Genomic DNA, 21,029 nt, shown 5'->3' on the forward strand with positions numbered 1-21,029 from the left:
ATCTCTCCTTTATGATTTTAAGATATCCCGGATATCACCGAGACCGCGGTTTGTGGTCACGAGAATCACGGTGTCCCCGACCATGATCATATTCTGACCGCGGGGGGTGAGGATCTGACCGTTGCGGTTGATGCAGCAGATCAGAAGGTTGTCCTTTAAGTTTAAGTCCATGAGCGGCACATTCGTGACAGCGGACTCCTCTTTGATGGAGAACTCCAGTGCCTCGGCACGGCCGTCGAGGATCTTATACAGCGTTTCCACGTTGCAGCCGATAGTGTTCTGGCGGGCACGGACGTACTGTAGGATATAATCTGCCGTCAGGTACTTCGGGTAGATGATACTGTCGATACCGAAGCTGTCGATCACGTCGTCAAAGGCGATCTTGTTGACCTTTGCGATGAGCTTTGCGTTGGAGTGGAGCTTTCCGTAGAGGGTGAGGAAGATATTCTCCTCGTCAAGTCCGGTGAGGGCCACAAGGGAATCGGCGTAGGTCAGGCCTTCTTCCAGAAGAAGATCCCGATCACTTCCGTCCCCGTTTATGATATCAGCACCGGGAATCACCTCGCTTAAGTAATCGCAGCGCTCTTTCCGCTGCTCGATGATCCGGACGCGGAACCCGATCTTTAAGAGGTCCTGGGCCAGATAGTGGGCGATGGTGCCGCCGCCGATGATCAGGGAATTTTTTACGGATTTTGAGCGGAGACCGATCTTTTCAAAAAACTGAGCCGTATTTTCCAGAGATCCCACGATAGAGAGGATATCCGTATCCTGAAGGACAAAGCTTCCGTTCGGGATCACGACCTCGGATCCGCGCTCAACGGCACAGATCAGGACATCGCATTTTAACTGCCGCATGATATCCATGACAGTTTTTCCGCCGAACCCGATCTCCGGCTTTAAGCGGAAGCGGAGAAGCTCGACACGTCCCTTTGCGAAGGTGTCGATCTTGATGGCGGACGGGAATTTTAAGAGTTTTAAGATTTCTCTGGCCGCCGTCAGCTCCGGGTTGATGATCATGGAGAGTCCGAGTTTTTCCTGAATGAAGCGGATCTCCTTATTATAGAGCGGGTTTCTTACGCGGGCGATGGTGTCACAGTGTCCGGTCTTCTTCGCCATCAGGCAGCAGAGGAGGTTTAATTCGTCCTCGCCGGTGACAGCGATAAAGAGGTCCGCGCTTTCCACTCCAGCCTCCTGCTGGATATTGAAGCTGGCGCCGTTTCCAACGATTCCCAGGGCGTCAAACTGGTTGGAAAGATGTTCCACTTTCTGCGGATTCATATCGACCATAACGAGATCGTGGCCCTCGGCGCTTAAGCGCTCCGCAAGGCTCACGCCGACTTTTCCGCAGCCGACAATGATGATCTTCATATGTTTACCGGTCCTTTCAATTAATTACGCTTCCCAGCGTCCGGAAGCGCCGCACGGGAGTACAAGTTTGGAACTTGTAACCGGAAGTCCGATCTCCTCGGAGCTTACAGTTCCGCCGAACTGCGGAACAACGGCTGTTCCGAGCATATAAGTCAGCACCGCCGGGGCGAGACCGGTGGTGTAGGAGTTGATCAGGTAGAATAACGGCTTGTCGGAGAGGAGCTTTGCGCACAGCTTTACGAGCGGGTAGATCGCGTCCTCGATCTTCCAGATCTCGCCCTTCGGGCCCCTTCCGTAGGAGGGCGGGTCCATGATGATCGCGTCATAGTGGTTTCCACGGCGGATCTCACGCTCTACGAATTTTACGCAGTCATCCACGATCCAGCGGATCGGCGCGTCCTCAAGGCCGCTGGACTTCGCGTTCTCCTTTGCCCAGGCAACCATTCCCTTGGAGGCGTCAACATGGGTCACGGAAGCTCCGGCTTTCGCGGCTGCCAGTGTTGCTCCTCCGGTGTAGGCGAAGAGGTTTAAGACTTTGACCGGGCGTCCCGCATTTTTGATCTTTTCGCCAAACCAGTCCCAGTTTGCCGCCTGTTCCGGGAAAAGACCGGTATGCTTAAAGCTGAAGGGCTTTAACTGGAAGGTCAGGCCTTTGTAGTTGATGCTCCACTGCTCCGGGAGACTGAAGAATTCCCACTCGCCGCCGCCTTTTGAGCTTCTGTGGTAGTGACCGTTCATCTTTCTCCACTGTGGTGCCTTTTTATCGGTATCCCAGATAACCTGGGGATCCGGACGGACCAGAATATATTTTCCCCAACGCTCCAGCTTTTCACCGCCGGAACAGTCGATGACTTCATAGTCCTTCCATCCATCTGCTATCCACATAATTGTATTCCATCTCTTTCTTTAGACTTTTTTGCGTAAAAACGGATCAGGGGCATAAAATGCCTATGATATACCAGTATAATAGATTCGGGGGATACTGTCAAATAGGAGTGGGGATGGAATGCGGGATGTTGGCGGAAATATGGGGAACATGAACGGAAAATGTGTCTTTCTGTGGCGGGAATGCGGCAGAACTGTGGTGGGGACTTAAGAGAATTGACAGGTATTTTCTGTTGAATAATCAGGGAGTTACTGGTAAAATAAAATCAGATGTATTATATAGTTAGAAAATTTTAGTGTGTGACTGCCGCATGTGGAACAAGAGCGGCTGCATGCCTGACGGGATACAGGAAGGAGACGAGACGAGTGAAGAGAAAAGGGTTAAGAATACTGGCAGCAGCGGCGGTCCTGACTTTCGGATGTCTGACGATGAACGCCTACGCAGCGGAAGGCTGGGCGCTTTCCAATAATATATGGACGTATCTTGATAAAAACGGAAACCGCGTGACGAATGAGTGGAAAAAGGGCGCGGACAACCTCTGGAGATATTTAAACAGCAGCGGTGAGATGGCGGTCAACAGCTGGGCAGACAATGATTACTATGTGGATTCCAACGGAATCATGGTGTCAAATAAATGGATGCAGCTGGCTTCCCCGTACAGCAGGGATAATGGGACGACATACTGGTTCTATTTCGGTTCCAGCGGAAAAGTCACGAAGGACAGCTGGAAGAAGATCGACGGAAAGAGTTATCTCTTTGATTCCGACGGAATTATGCAGACCGGATGGTCCGAGGATGGGGATTACTATTTAAGCTCCAGCGGCGCTATGGTCACCGGCTGGAAGTATCTGGAGCCGAAGGATGAGGATAAGGATCTCTACGGACCGGAGAGCGACGACGGAAAATACTGGTTCTACTTCTCTGCGAGCGGAAAGAAGAACAGCCCGTCGACGAGCAGTAACGGCGGCGATTATAAGGTGATGAAGATCGATGGCAAATATTACTGCTTCGACGAGGACGGACGGATGCAGACCGGATGGGTGTATTTAGAAGGTGACCCGGAGAATGCAAGTAAGGACACGATCGAGAACTGGAGATATTTTGCGGAGAGTGGGATCCAGAACGCGACTCTCGGTGCGTCGATCACCGGATGGCTCTCCTTAAATCCGCCGGAACAGCTCCAGGACAATGTGGATGAGCCGGTTGTCTGGTACTATTTCGAGAAAGATGGAACACCGAAGACAGGTCCGGAGGACGGAAAAGCGTCCACAAGTGACTTTGTCAAGATCAACGGAAAGACATATCTCTTTGACCAGAAGGGAAATCCGGTGAAGGGATTAAAGAAGATACAGATCGGATCGACAGGAGAGTACACCTCCTATTACTTTGATGCATCCTCCAGAATTTCCGTAAAGGGAAAGATGACAGTGGAGGAAGGCGATGGAAATAAGACGACCTTCTACTTTAATGAGGGAACCTACGCGGGACGCGGTGTCAGCGGTGTGAAGAATGGCTATCTCTATTATATGGGTAAGCTTCAGGAAGCGGACAGCTCCAGCCGTTACGCATTGATCAGTATCCCGAATGGAAGCAACGGATACCAGACTTACGTTGTAAACTCCTCCGGACGTATCTCAAAGAATACGACGGTGAAGGACCGCGACGGAAACAAGTTTAAGGTAAATTCCAGCGGAATTTTGACTCAGATCAACGATGAGACGGCGAGCACGAAAGAAGAATACGGTGAGCCGACAGAACCAGTATTTGAGAATGATTGATGTGGATCTTGGATAAATGATAAAGGAGTTTTTGAAGGACCAGGGGCAGAGATGTTCCTGGTCTTTTATGTTAGCTGCCATGTATCCAGGAAACTTCCGGCAGCAGGATCTGCGCAGAGAACTTTTACATATGATGGTTAAATAAAAAGAGGATTCCGACTGCAAATATAGGCAGTCAGAAATCCTCAGTTTTTTAATGATTTAAACTTCCTCGCCGTTGATCAGCACATGCTTGATCACGCCTGTCACATCAAACGGACAGCCGTCGACGATGACAACATCGGCGTCTTTTCCTTCTTCCAAAGAACCGACACGGTCAGCGATGCCAATGTGCTCGGCCGGATTGATGGTTACGGCGCGGAGTGCGTCATACTCGTCCATACCGGCTTTGATGGCGAGACCTGCGCAGAGCGGCAGGTAGTGGAGCGGGGTTACCGGCGCGTCTGTGATGATGGAGACATGACATCCGGCTTTCGCGAGGATGCCCGGTGTCTCCCAGGTCTTATTCTGAAGCTCAAATTTGGAGGCATGTCCGAAGGTCGGACCTACCGCGAGCGGGAGATTCTCCTTCGCGAGTTCATCTACGATCATATGCCCCTCTGTCACATGCTCCAGAGTCAGGCCGACACCGAACTCTTTCGCAATGCGGATCGCAGTGAAGATATCGTTTGCCTGATGGGCATGGGCTTTTAACGGGATCTCATGGTTTAATACCGGGATCAGAGCTTCGGACTTCTGGTCGTAAGCCGGAAGCTTGGAAGCGTCATCACCGGCCGCCTCGATCTTTGCCTTGTAAACCTTCGCTTTATTTAAAGCCTCGCGGATCTTTGCGGCATTTGTCATACGGCTGGAGATTCCCTGTTTCTGGTAGCAGCGTTTCGGGTTTTCACCGAAAGCGCATTTCATAGCGATCGGGAATTTTACGATCATATTGTCAACACGGGTTCCAACCGGTTTGATAGCAGCGAAGGTTCCGCCAATGGAGTTGGAGCTGCCTGGACCGGTTGCGAAGCAGGTAACACCGGCTTTCGCGGCCATCTTCATACACGGGTCAAACGGGTTGATTCCGTCGATCGCCTGTACCTGTGGAGTTACCGGGTCATTCAGTTCATTGTAGTCATGTCCCTCGTAGCCGATCCCGTAGCCGTCAAGACCGATATGGCAGTGGGCCTCAACAAATCCCGGATAAACCTGGAGTCCGGTAGCGTCAATAACCTCAGCGCCGTCAGCAGAGAGACCTTTTCCGATCTTTACGATCTTTCCGCCGTCGATCAGGATGTCAGCGATAAAAGTTTCCTTTGATACCGCTGTGTGAAGTGTTCCGTTCTTGATACAAATCATTGGAATTCCTCCTCTTTTCAAATCATAACTCCATCATACATGAATTGCGAGAATATTTCAAGGATTCTTTCTGTACAGTAGTTAAAAATAAGTTGCGATTCACGCTTTGCGCAAACAGTAATAAAAAAAAGGAACTATTTCATCTTAAAAGATGAAAAGTTCCTTATAGTTGAGTTATGAAACTACATTCACCGGTGTTCCCTCAAGGAATCCCTTTACATTTCCGGCAAGGATGGAAACGAGGCGCTGTCTTGTCTCAAGTCCTTTCCAGCCCATATGCGGGGTGAGGATCACGTTGTCGAGGGTGTAGAGCGGGTTGTCGGCTTTCGGCGGCTCAGTTTCCTGGACGTCGAGGCCTGCGCCTGCGATCTGGTGCTTTTCAAGCGCTTCGATCAGAGCCGGTTCATCGATGAGAGCACCGCGGGAGGTGTTGATCAGGAAGGCGGTCGGCTTCATCAGCGCAAGAGTCTCTTTATTGATCATATGCTTTGTCTGCGGAGTTAACGGGCAGTGCAGGGAAACATAGTCACTGTTCTTTAAGACTGTCTCAAGATCCACATAGCGGATGCCGTCTTCGTCGGCTCTCGGTGTTCTTGTATACACGAGAATGTTCATATCAAGAGCTTTTGCAATCTTCATTACAGTCTTTCCGATATGTCCGGCACCGATGATTCCTAAAGTCTTTCCGTTTACCTCAACGTGCGGAACCTGGAGATTTTTCGTAAAGTTATCATGGTTTCCGTTTGCCAGCATTTTCATCTGGACCTGCATGGTGGAGCTTAAATTTAAGATCATCATGACCGCCGTGTGGGCTACGCGCTCGGAGCTGTATGCCGGGATATTGCAGACGGTGATCCCCTTCTCCCTTGCGGCATCAAGATCCAGATTGTTGTATCCGGTACCGGCCTCACAGATCAGCTTTACGGAAGCCGGAAATTTGCGGATCAGGTCACCGTTTACCGGCATCTCCTTTGTGACGATAATATCAGCTCCCTCAATGCGCTCTAAGAGCTGTTCCGGTGTGGTATCATCGTAGACGGTCACGTCGGAAGAGAGAACAGAAAAGTCGAGATTTCCGTCAAAGTTCATTTTTTTTGCGTTTAATACAACGGTCTTGTCGCTCATGGGTAAATCCTCCTGAGAAATTGATAATAAGAAAATTGTACATACCTTGGTGATGTATTGTAACTGTTCAGCAGGTCTGCGCATTTACTGCGCTGACCGTAAAAAAACTTATATTATAATAGAAAGCAAAAATCCTATCGGCACCGCCGCTTTGGAATGGATTTTGCGCGTAACTGTGAGGTGCTGAACAGTTACGCTGTATTCATTATATAACGGTTTTTGAAATGTGACAATGAAGAGTTTGTGGTTATAGGTTATGATACATAGATGTATAAATAAAAAATGGAAAGAAATTTTCTATGCGTTTCCGTGATAGAGCAAGTTGAAGAGGTAAATGTTCAGACGAAAGGAAAGATCAACAAGGAATCGTTTGTCCTGCTCTAAATGAGTTTCCTTGAGAGATGCTTATTTTAACATAATAGTATGTTTGAACAAGTATTGGAAAAATAATAGCATATTATCGTATAATATGTACATCAAAAGACAATAAATGACATAAAAATAGTCATTTTAACGAAAACGCGTTTCGTAAGTGCTTATTAACAAAAAGACAATATGACAGATAGGAGAGTTGATTATGCAGAACGAACATGCAAAAGAATTAAGAAAAATTTTAAGTGAGACATCTTTTTTGACACTTCCGGGTGTATATGATTGCCTTTCTGCTAAGATTGCAGAGGAAGCAGGATTTCAGGCATTATTTCTTTCCGGTGGAGCACTTGCCTACAGCGTATTAGGACGCCCGGATTTTGGATTTTTGAGTCTGGCAGAATTTGGAACAGCGATCCAACATATTGTGTCATCTGTTCATGCTCCACTGATTGCAGATGCGGACAATGGATTTGGAAATGCAATTCAGGCGGCAAACACCGGAGCTATGTATGAGCAGTTTGGAGCGGCAGGACTTCAGATTGATGATAAAGTTCTTCCAGCCAATCATCCGGCTAAAAATGAGATCATCGATTGGGAGTTAATGGGACCAAAGATCAAAGCTGTGAGAACTGCAGTTTCTGATGACTTTGTGATTATCTACCGTACGTGCGCAGAGTTGTATGATTTTGGTGTCGATGAAGCAATCAGAAGAATCAATCTTGCGAAGGAGTGCGGCGCCGATTATGCATATGTGGATGGAATCAAGTCCGTGGAGAATCTGGAAAAGATTTCCAGAGAAGCCAAAATTCCGCTTATGGTAAATCTGAATGAGAAAGGATTTGTCGGCGGACTTCCTACAGAGCAGGTCAAGGCATTAAATTACCGTATTGGTTTATTTCCAATCTCCGCCATGCTGGCAGCAGCGCAGGGAATGATTGATGTTCTTGGGGCATTGGCAGAACAGGGAACAACGCTTGCAGTGAGAGACAAAATGACAAATCCGCCAACGAAGATTCATCGCATGATGGGACAGTTTTCACTGGTAGAAAAGTATACACCATATTATAACGAATGAGGAGATATACAGGAGAAAAGCTGATTGCTCAGAAAGGAGTGTCTGAATGACATACCGAAACATCCAATACGCCCAAATGACAATCCAAAAAGATTGATGTAGTATTTGTGCATTATAGAGAAAAAATTTCCACTGTTTCACCGATGAAAAAGCGTTCGTTTCGTTTTACTGCATTTATCCACAGCATCCGATCCTCAAAAATCGAACCACACGATTTTTCGAAAAAATATACACTGGATTTGTGGATAGCAGTACAGAGCATCTGGAATTTCATGGAAATATCCCAGATGTTCTGTATTGTTATCCACCGTCATAATGACGAAAGGGAAACAGCCGCCAGGTGGCAGAAACTGTAAAAATCTGGTACAATGAACTCATGAAGAAAAGGAGTTCCTGCCATGGCGATCAAGTACACAGAAGAACAACTAAATAGCGTTGACAAGTCTATGCTGATCCAGATGTTTTTGAACCAGCAGGAGCAATTGGAAAAAGTCAGTGCCGATTCGTTCCTGATCATAAAGCAGATCCAGGCGATCTACCGGGAGGAAGGAAAACTCAAAGAACTTTCATCAAAAGAAAGACTTGTTCAGCGTCAGGTGGTTGTAAAACCACTGGTAGATGCTTTATTTGTGTACCTGAAACAACACGAAAATGAAGTCGGTACGGAAAAACTGAGGGAAGCTTTCATTTATGTATTAAATCAGGAAAAATACCTCCGGGTTTTCCTGACCGATGGGGATGTTCCAATGGACAATAATGCATCCGAGCGTGCGATCCGCGGATTCTGTGTCGGTAAGAAAAACTGGCAGATGATCGATACCATCAATGGTGCAAAATCATCCGATATCATTTACAGCATTGCAGAAACAGCAAAAGCGAATAATTTAAAGCCATATGAGTACTTTGAATATCTTCTGACAGAGATTCCGAAACATATGGATGATACAGACCGATCTTTCTTAGATGATCTGATCCCGTGGTCAAAAAATTTGCCGGAGAGTATTCGAAAACCAAAGAAGATCAATTAAGCCAAGCCGCAAAAGCGGCTTTTGACTGGTTCAGTACTTGCTATGGAGCGTTTAATTTTCGATATCATTTTGACATAAAGCAGGGCTGCCGTATTAGCAAATATTGCTAGGCGACAGCCCTCTTTTGGATGAAACTTATTTTCTATATATAATATGGAACAGGAGCAGCTTTGGGGGTGTTATTACCAAAACCAATTACACACCATAGCAAAAAAGTAAAAAATAGTAAGCAAATGATAACATATGTATACATTAGATATCGAAAGAATGATGTCCCTTTTCTTGTCATTAATAAAACACAACAAATGAAAAAGAAGAGACTTACAAGTCCAATAAAAATTGAATTAAAAAGGAGTGGTACTATTATGCTAATTAACCCTGTAATCATTTGAAAGGATATTGGTATCTGATTCAACAACATTTTTCATCAGTACTGATGAATCGCTATCGTTTTGTGACGTCGCCATAGCTACAAATGTTGACATTACAGACAAAGAAATAATACTTAGTGCGGCAATAGAAGATTTAAAACACTTGTTTTTTATCATAGAATCACCTCATTTAGAATTTTTATTTAATATGTTACAATGATTTATGTATTCAATGGCATCATCTCCTCTTGTTAAATATAATTATCTAAAAACAATGGCGTTATTTTTAAATTATTCGTTTTATGTCTTGATATTATCATTGGGCGAGTGAATACACAATGCATTTTATCGATATGTAAGAAATCGTAAGAAAATATAAAACATATAAGCTACAAGATTTATAATTGAACCGGGTTATTTTTGATAGTCTGTTTATTTTTTTCTTTAAAGTATAGTAATAAACGTAATCTCGATTTCTTTTGTCCAAACTGGGCTTAAATAATTTTCTAATCAATGCGGAACAGCTTCTAGCAGACTTAGAGAAAGATGTCATTTCTACCTGTTGAATCCTCCACTGATTTTGGCAAATCGGACGGAAAATAGCACCGTCATTTTGACGATAAGTCACAATGCTGAAGTTGAAGCGAAAATAGAAAAATCAGAGCTATTTGCGATTACTTATCCACATCCACGTAAACATCAAACCAGAATTACACGAATAAGTTTTTGCATCCACGAAAGCTTGTGGATAATTGCAAAAAGCCTCATTTTTTCTAGTAAAAAAGTTTTTTAATTTCGGCTTTTTAGACAAAAATCAGAAATCCTTCTTTTCTTTAGAAGGACGGATGACTTTTGGCTGGTCGATTGCAAGGCCTTCCATCAGCCAGCGGAATTCCTGCCTGGTTAAAAGCCTTGCTTCCGAAGCATTGCGTGGCCATTGGAAACGACCATTCTCATCCAGACGTTTCTGGTAGAGAACAAATCCATCTTTGTCATAATGGAGTGCTTTTAACTTCCGACTGTCCCTGCCGCAAAACAGATAGAGCGCGTTGGCATAAGGATCCAGCTTATAAGTATCGCGAATAATGGCCATCAATCCATCAAAGCTTTTTCGCATATCTGTCCGGCCGGTAATGATAAAAATCTTTGCTACGCCGGACAGTTCGCCTAACACAGTTGCTGCAGCGCTGCGATTGTGTTTCGAATCGTTTCGCAGGCTGCCGAATTCTGGATTTCCACAGAAAAACCAGAAAAGACCAAACGAATGGCCGGGGCGGAAACAGTGGTACGATCAGGAAGTTGCTCACCTACTGCAACCGTATCAGCACCAGAAAAATCAATTGCCACAACTTCATGCTGTTCCGGGCAGGAAGACATCGGATTATCTGGTATTTCACAAGCCATGCTTCGAAATCTCCGGATATGATAGTAAAAGTTGCTGCGTTGTATGTGATGTTGCTCACACCATGCTTTATCTGTAAGACCACTGGTGCGGCATTCCTGAATCAGCGCCATCCATTCCTGATCCGTACGTCTTGGGTGTCTTTGAACCATTCTTGCCCAACTCCATTCCTGTGTATTATGAGTGTGTTAGACAGGATGTGTCCAGATTTGAACCAAACTTGTCCACTGTCCAAACTCATTAGAATGATTGTTACACAGATCTTGGCTGATGAAAAGACGGCAGGTTATTCATCGCTTACAATCCAGGTAAAGATTTTATCCGCAAACGCAAACTTGATTTTAAGAAAATGATGCGTCTGATTATTTCCATGGAAAGCGGAAGTCTAAATCATGAACTTCTTAAATTTTTTGAGTATGATTCCTCGGTTCCTACCGGATCTGCTTTTTATCAACAACGTTCCAAACTTTCCGTTTCTGCATTCCGTCATCTTCTCAAGGAATTTAACCTTAAATTCCCCTTAGAAAAATTTCGCGATAATTACTATGATATCTGGGCTGCTGTCCAGTCATGATCCTCCGACCAGATTCTGTAAACAGATCGCACGGACACGGCTGTGAGGACGATAACGGCACCGACGATAGCCATTTTTTCCGGAATTTCCAAGCACGAAGCGGATCCCAATAAGCGCGGACAGGAGAGCTGAGGCAGAAGGATCTCCGAAAGGCCGTAAGCAGGTCGGCGAAGCGGTGAATCGGAAAACTACGAAAAAATATCCTGGCGGGGAATTGCGACCACAAGAAAAAGCTGCCCGCGAGGGACAGCTTTTTCTTGTGTGATGGGTTTTCTATTTTCAGGTTTGTTGATGGGCTGTTTTACTGCGCTTTCTGCTGCATTTTCGCAACGAGGGCGCTGGTCCTCTGACGGTAGTCGTCGAGTTCGGTGACGATTCCCATGAAAGAGGAGATAAGATCTAAGGAGGCGCGCAGAGAACTCTGCTCACCCTGTACGACTGCGCGTTTTGTGAGGCGCATAGCCTGCTGCGGCGCTGCCAGAAGCTTCTCCATATACTGCTCCACAAATGCGTCAAGCTCCGCATCCGGGACGCAGTGGGTAACGAGACCCATATCCGCGGCTTCTTTTCCCTTTAAGGTCCGGGCTGTCCAGAACAGGTCTAAAGCTTTGTCCCGGCCGACGAGACGGGGCAGGAAATATGCTCCGCCGTCACCAGGTACAATTCCGGCATTAAAATAGCTTTCCGACATGGAAGCACTCTCCCCGGCGATCCGCACATCGCACATGAGAGCCATGTCAAGACCGGCACCGACTGCGGCACCATGGATCTTGGCAACCACCGGTTTATCGATTTCTTCTAAAAGAAGCGGAATTCTTTGGATTCCCTTCCAGAGTGAATTCTTTCTTGCGAGGGCTGTGGAGGAGATATCTTCATGACTTTCGAAGAATCCGTCACCGGCTGCCATTGCCTTGACGTCACCGCCTGCGCAGAACGCTTTTCCGTTTCCGGAAAGCAGAAGTGCATATACATCATCGTTGTCACGGACATCTTCCAACGCTTCTGTCCAGAGACGGATCATCTCCTCGCTGAAACAGTTGAGCTGCTTCGGACGATTCAGTGTGATGCGTGCAAGGTGGTTGTGTACTTCGTAGATCAAGTCTGCCATAGAATATCTCCTCCCTATTTACTCTCTCAATATACCATATTGTGGAACTGATTTCATTATATGGAATTTTACGCAGAATGTCAAGCCCTTGAAACTGGTTTTAACGTAAAATTTGCAAAAAAATATTGTCCAGAATCGAAAAATCCTGAACAATATCACAAAGCGAAAAAGTATTGCATTCTATATCACAATATGAAATTCTGTTACAGACGTAATGATTGAACCATCCGCACACTTGATTTACAGAGAGAGCAGCATCCACCCCGCCGCGCACATAATTATGAGAAATATGAGATTGTAAAGGGTGAATACCATCATGTACGTTCCGGACTTTGCTTCCGGAATCCCAGCGTAGGCCCGGTAGGAGATCACGCTTGCCATGGATGCGATCAGGGTCCCAAGACCGCCGACATTCACACCAAAAAGCAGAGGACGCACCGCACCGGTAAAGCCGGAGAGCAGGATTGCCGCGGGGACATTGCTGATGCACTGGCTTAAGAGAACACCTGCCGGAAATTCATGACCGGAGATCAGCTTCGTGAGGAGTCCGGAGATCGCAGGGATCCGTTCCATATTGCCGATAAAGATAAAAAAGCAGACGAATGTCAGGAGCAGAAAGTAGTCGACCCGGATAAACAACGAGCGGTCCCTTATGAGAACAGCGGCCAGGATGATGAAAAACATGACCGGCCAGGAATAGATCCGAACGACGCAGCCCAGACAGACGAGAAAAAGCGCCAGATAGAAGATCAGAGAAGTCTTCGTGGGACAGCCGTCCTGGTGAAGGGAGGTCCGGCTGAGGGTGATGGCTTTATTTTTCAGCAGAAAAACGGCAGCTACAAGCAGCAGGGCTGAGAGTACCGTTAACGGCAGCATGTATCCCACAAGCTCACCGGCAGAGAGACCAAAGGAAGAGTAGAGATACAGGTTCTGTGGATTCCCGATGGGTGTTGCCATACTGCCGAGGTTCGCGGCGATGGTCTGAAGGACGATCACAGGGATCATGAGTTCCGGAAGTCCAGCCATATTGAGGATCAGGATGGAAAACGGGACAAATGTGATCAGGGACACGTCGTTCGTGATCAGCATGCTGGAGAAAAAGCAGAGTGCTGTCAGGGTGAAGGCAAGCCGGCGTGTGGAATGCATTCCGGCGAGCAGGGATGATCCGAGATAACGGAACAGACCGATCTCCTTCAGCCCGGCGACCACCGTCATCAGGGAGAAGAGGAGTGCCAGAGTGCGGAAGTCAATGTAAGTCAGATACTCCGGTGACGGAGCGACAAAAAACATGGAGAGGACCGCCAGAACCGCTGCCGCGGAAAGGACTGGTTCTTTTTTTATGAATGACATGGATCGATTTCCTTCCTTATATAAATATCATGCATGCGGCAGAAGACAGAAAAACTGTATACAAAGTGCCGCCCTGCAATTCAAGTCGAACATCCGAGAGACCTGGCGCGTGATTCTGGTCAGCGAAGCTGACAAATCCTATCAGAGTCACTGCGTATCCTCGCGGGATAGGAACAACCGTGTTACTGTACACGGGTAGGAATTTTCTGAACTGAAAATTCCGTACAATACAGTGGTGGTAGTGGATTTTGCCGATTTGGAATGCGAAGCATCGGCAAAATCAGTTACTGTTTGCGCAAGGCGTGAACAGTAACCAACCGCAAAACTTCTGTAATTATTATAAACAGTGGCTTTACGAATGTAAAGAAGAAGAGTATACTGTACATGTTTGGTCATTGCACACAGGTAGGAATTTTCTGACCTGAAAATTCCGTACAATACAGTGGTGGCAGTGGATTTTGCCGATTTGGAATGCGAAGCATCGGCAAAATCAGTTACTGTTTGGGCTTCTTTCATGCCCGTATCGACAATGATGTCAGAATAATGGAAAGCGGCAGCTCTGGATGAAAATTCCTGGGTGCCGCTAATTTACGCGGAATGGCAGCGCATAAACAGGACAGGATGTCTGCTGTTTCTGTTTGAGGGAGGAATATTATGGGGAACAACAAGTTTTCAATCGCCAGTGTTGGAAACCGGCGGGCATTCCGGGATGGAGCCCGGGATGGGGTGCCGATCGCGCTCGGGTATTTTGCGGTATCTTTTTCACTGGGAATCGTGGCGCGGAATGTCGGGATGACACCGATTCAGGGAATGATCACAAGCGCACTCTGCAACGCGTCCGCAGGGGAATACGCGGGCTTTACGATGATCGCCGCGGGGGCAGCGTATATTGAGATGGCGATCGTGACACTGATCGCGAACGCGAGATATTTACTGATGAGCTGTGCCATGAGCCAGAGAATGGATCCGGATATGCCGTTTTTCCACAGGCTTCTCATGGCATTTGATATTACCGATGAGCTGTTCGGAATTACGATTGCAAGACCGGGCTGCTTAAATCCCTGGTATATGTACGGGGCAATCGCATTAGCACTTCCCGGCTGGGCTGTCGGAACAGCCCTCGGTGCGCTGGCAGGTAATCTGATGCCGTGGCGTCTTGTGAGCGCCTTCAGCGTGGCACTCTACGGAATGTTCCTTGCGATCATAATTCCACCGGCGAGAAAGAGCCGCATCCTTGCAGGGCTCATCGCCATCAGCTTCGCGGCAAGCTACCTTGCGGAGCATCTGCCGGGGATCTCATCGATCTCCAGCGGCACGAGAACGATCATTCTGACTGTTGTGCTCTCATCCGCAGCAGCGATTCTCTTCCCGCATCCGGCAGAGGACAGCGCGGCTGATACTTCCAAGGAAACAACGGAAGAAACTCATGTCCATTCTGCAGACGCGGCAAAACAGGGCGCTTAAAAGAAAAAGAAGTTTTTGAAAATTGTCTTGTTAAATTAAGAAGGAACACAGAAAAAACATGGAAAAGAATATTTATCTCTATATTGCGGTGATGGCGGGTGTCTCTTACATGATCCGTGTCCTGCCGCTCACATTGATCCGGAAACCGATCAAAAATCAGTTTATCCAGTCATTCTTATATTACGTCCCATATGTGACGTTAGCTGTTATGACGTTTCCGGCGATCCTCTCCGCCACAAACAGTACGGTGTCGGCGGCGCTGGCGCTGGTCATCGGAATCATCGCGGCATGGTGCGGAAGAAGTCTCCTGTCCGTTGCGGTGATCTGCTGCGCGATGGTATTCATTACGGAATTTTTCTTAGTGTAGTAAAAATACATAAAACACATATATTAAATAAAACAAAAGCAGTTTCGGTATCTGATCATCCATCAATCAAATGACCGTGCTGCTTTTTTACTTTATAGAAGACCGATTACGGCATTCTCGCAGGGCGTGAAAAACCAAGAAAAAAAAGCAGTACATGGCGTAGAAAAACGGAATGCGGCGGTATCCCAGACCAATGCTTTAACGTTGTAAAATAAATGAGATAAAATCCCATTGTCTGAAATTTCACAATACGAAATATATTCCATTTTGGCAAAAATGCTGATTTTCTACGCGGAAATTTGGCAATTATTTGGAAGAATCGTACTTGTATTTGTGCGGGAAAGTTGTTATAATCAGTAGCCGTGTTGAGCGAAAAAAAAGAGTAATGGCTCATAAAAGCTGATTACATGGAGGTTTACCCATGAAGAAATTATTTGCATTCTGCGCAGGACTTCTGGCGGTCTTAAACCAGACTGCAGTTACAGCGCTTGCGGCAGAACCAGAGGCTGCCGGGGCGGCAGCACAGACGCCGTTATGGCTTTGTATTCCATTTGCAGGACTCCTGCTCTGCATCGCGGTCCTTCCGCTTGTGAAAGCAGAGTGGTGGGAGGCGCACCAGCCGCATGCGGTCGTGTTCTGGTCCCTGCTGTTCCTGATCCCGTTCGCCGTGAAGTACGGTGTGCCGAAGGCAGCGGAGACGACACTGGAATGTATCATAAACGACTACCTGACATTCATCGTCCTTCTTTTTGGATTGTTCTGTGTGTCCGGTAATATTACCCTGTCAGGTGATCTCGCTGGTTCCCCGAGGATCAATGTGGGACTTCTGGCACTCGGAACCCTGTTATCCAGCTGGATCGGAACCACCGGTGCCAGTATGCTGATGATCCGTCCGATCATCAAGATGAACGCGTGGAGAAAGAGAAGACGCCACATCGTGATCTTCTTTATCTTTATGGTGTCCAACATGGGCGGCTGCCTGACTCCGATCGGAGATCCGCCTCTGCTCATGGGATTCATGCGGGGCGTCCCGTTCTTCTGGAGCTTAAAGCTTTTACCGATCCTGATCTTCAATATGATCATCCTGCTGTTCATCTTCTATCATTTTGATATGAAGGCATATAGAAAAGATATCGCGGCAGGCTTAAAGCCGGATATCAGCAAACCTGGTACTGAGGTGAAGATCCGCGGCAGCCACAACCTGATCTTTATCATTATGATCGTGATCGCCGTTATCTTAAGCGGTACCCTGCCGTCCATGCCGATGTTTCAGGATGCCGCAGGAAATGTCCTCGGGATTCATGTATTCGGAGAAGTTACATTATCCTATCCGGCGATCATTGAGTGTGTGATCATCCTTGTATCCGCATTTCTGTCCTTTAAGACGACGGATGGATCGATCCGCCGAGAGAACCACTTTACCTGGGGCGCGATCCACGAGGTCGCAGTTCTCTTCGTCGGTATCTTTATTACGATGCAGCCGGCGCTTATGATCTTAAAGGCAAACGGAGCGGAGCTTGGGATCACAGAACCGTTTGAGATGTTCTGGGCGACCGGTCTGTTATCCAGCTTCCTCGACAATACGCCGACCTATCTGGTATTCCTGACAACAGCAGGCGCCTTAGGATTGTCACAGGGCATGGTGACGGCCCTCGGAACCGTTCCGGTCAAGATGCTGGAAGCGATCTCCTGTGGTGCTGTATTTATGGGTGCGAATACATATATCGGTAACGCGCCGAACTTCATGGTCAAATCCATTGCGGATGAGAACGGTATCCGGATGCCTTCATTCTTCGGATATCTGATCTGGTCCTTTGGAATTCTTGTTCCGGTATTCATTGTGGATACTCTGGTATTCTTTTTATAGGAAGGGGGAGGAAATATGGCTGCAACGAAAGAAGAAATCAAAGAACTGGCAGAACATATCTACGATCTGGACGCGGAGGTCTATGTCCACCTGGGTTCCTCCCTGGGACGTGTTTTCAACCGTGACAGAGAGCGCTGTGTGAATGAGCTCACAGAGCTTCTGACCACAAGACCGCAGGGACATTTAGTCCGCAGCGAGCTTGGATTGATCGCGAACATGGCCCGTACCATCGAGGATAAAGAAGAACGCGCGATGTGTATGACCGAGTACAACCGCATCCTCAATGAGGTCATGAGCCTTCCGACAAGCTTCGCCAGCGGCGATGTGATCGACCCGATCCTCGCGAAGTTAAACAGCTTCAACGTAGCGAACCGTTTCTCCAACGACGACCATCTGATTATCTGCATCAGCTGGACATACGGAAGCGGCGGAATCGATGTCGGCTTCAAGCTTGCGGATAAGCTTCATATTAACTACTACGATGCCGATATTTTCGCGGCAGTATTAAAACGCCTCGACGCGGAGAAAGATAAGACGATCCGTGACGCGGCGGGATATGCCCACGTCTCTGAGGAACTGCAGCAGAGTCCGGCGAGCGAGTTTGAGGCAGTGACCCATATGTCCCTGAAGGATCATATCAAATATTTCAGCCGTTACCACGGCCTGAACCGTCAGGATGCCGTCTTCTTCAACCAGAGCGACCTGATCTGTGATATGGCGAAAAAGGAAGACTTTATTATCATGGGCCGCTGTGCCGATGCGATCTTAACGAACAACGGTATTCCGCATATCAGTATCTATATCACTGCACCGATCGAGCAGAGGATCCAGCGCGCGATCGAGGTAAACTCCGGATTAGACCGGAAAAAAGCGCGCCATTTCCTGAAAAAACTTGACAAAAAACATGCGCATTATTACAATTTTTATACCGGAAGAAGCTGGGGAAACGCGAATAACTACGATCTATGCATCAACAGCGCAAGCTACGGAATTGACGGTACTGTCGATTTTATTCTGAGAATGATCGGTCGCGATAAGGATAAGAAAAAATCGGAATGATCCCCAAATGAAATGTGCTGCCGGCCTGTTTGCCGGACATGACAAATTATGATTTTGATGCCTGGCTGATATCAGTCAGGCATTTTTATGTAAAAAGAAAGGATCAACAGCATGCAGCTCGATATGACAAAAGGAAAACCGCTGCCGGTGATTTTGCAATTTACGATTCCATTGGTGATCGGAAATATCTTTCAGCAGCTTTATAATATGGCGGACACGATCATCGTCGGCCGCTGCGTCGGTGCCGGGGCGCTGGCGGCGGTCGGCTCCACCGGAACGATCATGTTTCTGGCGACCGGCTTTGCTCAGGGAATCACTGCCGGTTTTTCGATCCTTACCGCCCAACGGTATGGGGCAGGGGATGAAAAAGGTGTGAAACGCAGCGTGGCAAACGGAATGATCCTGGCGGTGATCGCAGCGGTCATCCTGACACTGGTCTGTGTGGCGATCATGAACCCGCTTTTGCACCTGATGAATACGCCGTCAGATATCTTTCAGGACGCCTACACGTATATCATGGGAATCAGCGTCGGACTCACGGCAAATATCTTCTACAACCTGTTTTCCTCCTATCTGCGGGCGGTGGGAAACAGTCAGATCCCACTCTTTTTCCTGATATTTTCCGCCTGCCTGAACGTGGGTCTGGATCTGCTTTTTATCATCCGCGGCGGCATGGGTGTGGCAGGAGCAGCCTGGGCGACAAATCTGTCCCAGGCGATCTCGGCGGTGCTCTGCGCGGGATATATCTGGGTGAAGGTTCCATCCTTAAAGCCGGAGAGGGAACACTGGAAGATCCACGGAAGCGACACGAGAAACCAGCTTGCGGCCGGGATTCCCATGGCGTTTCAGTTCGCGATCACAGCGTCGGGAACCATGATCATGCAGTCCGCTATCAACCTCTTCGGTTCCGTGGCAGTTGCGGCTTACACGGCTGCGGCGAAGCTCCAGAGTCTTGTGATCCAGGGCATGATCGCCATGGGACAGACGATGGCGACCTACGGCGGACAGAACTACGGATGCGGGGATGTAAAGCGGATCAAGGCAGGGGTAAAGGCAGCGCTTCTTGCGGAGTTTGTGTATTCCGTCACAGTAGCATTACTCATGTGTGCGCTGCTCAGACCATGTCTCGGACTTTTCTTTACCGGGGACGTGGATATTTCAGCGATGATGCCATGGGCGGAGACTTACTGCTATATGACTGCGATGTTTTTCCTGCCGCTCTGCACGATCTTTATTTTCCGCAATATCATGCAGGGCTGCGGATATGGCTTTCTGCCGATGATGGGAGGTGTATCGGAGCTCATCGCGAGACTGATTGTCTCCATGGCGGCGATGAAGCTTTTGAGCTATCCGCTCGCCTGTTTCGCCGATCCGGCGGCATGGATCGCTGCGGCGGTATTTACGGGCGTCTCGTATCTCTTTGTGATAAAAAAGATCGGGAGAGAGCTTAAGGAAAAGACAACTTAGGTTCCTGAGACTGGTGATGTGACACATGGCTATCTGTGGTTTTTACTTGCGGGAATTTCCCTCACTGGTCTTCTGGCACGGATACTCGGAAAGGAGCACTCTGACAGAAGGAGAAAGAGCTGATGGCAGAAGGAAAGAAGAAACAGAAAAAAAGCCCATGGTGGTACAAATTAGGAATCCTGGTGTTCGGCGCGGTGTTCTGCGTCTCCGCCTTTATGGCGGGCCGGGATTACCTGGCGGCAAAAAAGGAGGCGGACGCGTTCGACAGCCTGAGTAAGCTGGCGGCGGAGTACGCGGAGGAAAAAGCTCCGGCAGATCTGACGGAGAGTGCCGGGGAGACAACGGATCAGGAGAAAGCGGCGGAGTGGGCAGAACTCTTAAAGGAGGCTGCCGGATACGCGGCGCTTAAGAATGAGAATCCCGATTACGTCGGTTGGATCAGGATCCCGGATACAAGGATCGATTACCCGGTGGTGGACCGGGAGTCTGATCCGGAATATTACCTCCACAGGGTCTTTGATGGTTCCAAGTCATTTGGCGGAACCCCGTTTCTCGGCGAGGCATCCGGCGTGGACACGAAGTGTCTGATCATCTATGGGCACAACATGAAAAACGGGTCCATATTCGGAACCCTTGATTCCTACAAAAAGGCTGATTACTGGAAAGAACATCCGCTCGTCCGTTTTTACGTCGACGGAGAACCGCGGACTTATGAGGTCTTTGCGGCGGTGGAGACGCAGGTGCTCTATGAAGATGAGGATGGATTCCGGTATTACCGCTACGACGGGGATATTCCGGAGGAGGAATACGATGAGCTGGTGAACTGGCTCAGAGGACATTCCGACTACGACACGGAGATCGTCCCGGAGTATGAGGATCAGATCCTGATGCTGTCCACATGCAGCTACCATACGAAAAATGGACGGTTTGTGGTGGCGGCGAGACGGGTTGCGGAGCCGTAAATATAAGCTGCTATCGCGCAGGTCCGCGATCAATGGGATGCGGGCCGTGCAGGGAAAAGAAAAAT

At 47.9% G+C, this 21,029-nt stretch carries 18 protein-coding genes and 1 pseudogene; 9 read left to right on the forward strand and 10 right to left on the reverse strand.

The features are described from left to right. Positions 1 to 9: 9 nt before the first annotated feature. Positions 10 to 1,368: a Trk system potassium transporter TrkA gene (trkA, locus tag ABCW45_RS11980; protein WP_343220915.1), complete on the reverse strand. Its 1,359-nt coding sequence runs from the start codon at positions 1,366 to 1,368 to the stop codon at positions 10 to 12. Between the two features lie 24 nt (positions 1,369 to 1,392). Next, complete coding sequence (locus tag ABCW45_RS11985) at positions 1,393 to 2,253, reverse strand: class I SAM-dependent methyltransferase (RefSeq protein ID WP_015552713.1); 861 nt, start codon at positions 2,251 to 2,253, stop codon at positions 1,393 to 1,395. A gap of 366 nt (positions 2,254 to 2,619) precedes the next feature. Here ABCW45_RS11985 and ABCW45_RS11990 point away from each other — a divergent pair, with 366 nt between their 5' ends. Next, on the forward strand, positions 2,620 to 4,032 hold the full coding sequence (locus ABCW45_RS11990) for a cell wall-binding protein (RefSeq protein WP_117515058.1): 1,413 nt from the start codon (positions 2,620 to 2,622) through the stop codon (positions 4,030 to 4,032). Positions 4,033 to 4,233: 201 nt separating this feature from the next. Here ABCW45_RS11990 and ABCW45_RS11995 read toward each other — a convergent pair whose 3' ends face one another. Together ABCW45_RS11995 and ABCW45_RS12000 are read right to left on the reverse strand one after the other, a co-directional pair. Continuing rightward, entirely contained in the window at positions 4,234 to 5,373 is a 1,140-nt protein-coding gene (locus ABCW45_RS11995; protein WP_015552711.1) for an amidohydrolase, read from the reverse strand. Positions 5,374 to 5,547: 174 nt separating this feature from the next. Then, positions 5,548 to 6,498 carry a 2-hydroxyacid dehydrogenase gene (locus tag ABCW45_RS12000; protein ID WP_015552710.1) on the reverse strand — a complete coding sequence of 317 codons (951 nt, stop codon included), beginning with the start codon at positions 6,496 to 6,498 and terminating at the stop codon, positions 5,548 to 5,550. 577 nt (positions 6,499 to 7,075) lie between these two features. Here ABCW45_RS12000 and ABCW45_RS12005 point away from each other — a divergent pair. Then, positions 7,076 to 7,945 (forward strand): isocitrate lyase/PEP mutase family protein, encoded by an 870-nt coding sequence (locus tag ABCW45_RS12005; protein WP_343220916.1) that lies wholly within the window; start codon positions 7,076 to 7,078, stop codon positions 7,943 to 7,945. Between the two features lie 398 nt (positions 7,946 to 8,343). Beyond that, positions 8,344 to 8,973, forward strand: coding sequence for an IS66 family transposase (locus ABCW45_RS12010; RefSeq protein ID WP_015552708.1), 630 nt, complete (start codon positions 8,344 to 8,346; stop codon positions 8,971 to 8,973). 368 nt (positions 8,974 to 9,341) lie between these two features. Here the strand turns inward: ABCW45_RS12010 and ABCW45_RS12015 are convergent, their stop codons facing one another. From ABCW45_RS12015 to ABCW45_RS12035, 6 genes and pseudogenes are all read right to left on the reverse strand, one after another. Beyond that, complete coding sequence (locus tag ABCW45_RS12015) at positions 9,342 to 9,521, reverse strand: hypothetical protein (protein WP_343220917.1); 180 nt, start codon at positions 9,519 to 9,521, stop codon at positions 9,342 to 9,344. A gap of 637 nt (positions 9,522 to 10,158) precedes the next feature. Continuing rightward, positions 10,159 to 10,518: an IS66 family insertion sequence element accessory protein TnpB gene (gene tnpB, locus ABCW45_RS12020; RefSeq protein WP_147324196.1), complete on the reverse strand. Its 360-nt coding sequence runs from the start codon at positions 10,516 to 10,518 to the stop codon at positions 10,159 to 10,161. After that, entirely contained in the window at positions 10,512 to 10,748 is a 237-nt protein-coding gene (locus ABCW45_RS12025) for a hypothetical protein (RefSeq protein WP_015552662.1), read from the reverse strand. Before ABCW45_RS12025 ends, tnpB begins: the two co-directional genes overlap by 7 nt. Positions 10,749 to 10,754: 6 nt before the next feature. Beyond that, positions 10,755 to 10,898 (reverse strand): annotated as a pseudogene (gene tnpA / locus ABCW45_RS17945) (IS66 family insertion sequence element accessory protein TnpA); the annotation flags it as partial. A 723-nt stretch (positions 10,899 to 11,621) separates the two neighbouring features. After that, positions 11,622 to 12,428, reverse strand: coding sequence for an enoyl-CoA hydratase/isomerase family protein (locus tag ABCW45_RS12030; RefSeq protein WP_117470086.1), 807 nt, complete (start codon positions 12,426 to 12,428; stop codon positions 11,622 to 11,624). A 240-nt stretch (positions 12,429 to 12,668) separates the two neighbouring features. After that, entirely contained in the window at positions 12,669 to 13,778 is a 1,110-nt protein-coding gene (locus tag ABCW45_RS12035) for an SLC13 family permease (RefSeq protein ID WP_343220918.1), read from the reverse strand. Between the two features lie 654 nt (positions 13,779 to 14,432). On the opposite strand from ABCW45_RS12035, the gene ABCW45_RS12040 reads away from it, so the two are divergent. The 6 genes from ABCW45_RS12040 (at position 14,433) to ABCW45_RS12065 (ending at position 20,964) form a co-directional block, all read left to right on the forward strand. Continuing rightward, a complete protein-coding gene (locus tag ABCW45_RS12040) occupies positions 14,433 to 15,242 on the forward strand; it encodes an AzlC family ABC transporter permease (RefSeq protein WP_117470084.1) in 810 nt (269 codons plus the stop codon). A 58-nt stretch (positions 15,243 to 15,300) separates the two neighbouring features. Further along, positions 15,301 to 15,609, forward strand: a complete 309-nt coding sequence (locus ABCW45_RS12045) for an AzlD domain-containing protein (protein WP_117470083.1) — start codon at positions 15,301 to 15,303, stop codon at positions 15,607 to 15,609. Positions 15,610 to 16,030: 421 nt separating this feature from the next. After that, positions 16,031 to 17,476 carry a sodium:proton antiporter gene (locus tag ABCW45_RS12050; RefSeq protein WP_117470082.1) on the forward strand — a complete coding sequence of 482 codons (1,446 nt, stop codon included), beginning with the start codon at positions 16,031 to 16,033 and terminating at the stop codon, positions 17,474 to 17,476. A 15-nt stretch (positions 17,477 to 17,491) separates the two neighbouring features. Beyond that, complete coding sequence (locus ABCW45_RS12055) at positions 17,492 to 18,535, forward strand: cytidylate kinase-like family protein (RefSeq protein ID WP_117470081.1); 1,044 nt, start codon at positions 17,492 to 17,494, stop codon at positions 18,533 to 18,535. A 111-nt stretch (positions 18,536 to 18,646) separates the two neighbouring features. Then, a complete protein-coding gene (locus ABCW45_RS12060) occupies positions 18,647 to 20,002 on the forward strand; it encodes an MATE family efflux transporter (protein WP_117472236.1) in 1,356 nt (451 codons plus the stop codon). A 122-nt stretch (positions 20,003 to 20,124) separates the two neighbouring features. Continuing rightward, positions 20,125 to 20,964: a class B sortase gene (locus ABCW45_RS12065; protein WP_343220919.1), complete on the forward strand. Its 840-nt coding sequence runs from the start codon at positions 20,125 to 20,127 to the stop codon at positions 20,962 to 20,964. The last annotated feature ends 65 nt before the right edge of the window (positions 20,965 to 21,029 follow it).

The sequence above is a fragment of the Pilosibacter fragilis genome, from assembly GCF_032490495.1.
GTDB lineage: Bacteria > Bacillota > Clostridia > Lachnospirales > Lachnospiraceae > Pilosibacter > Pilosibacter fragilis.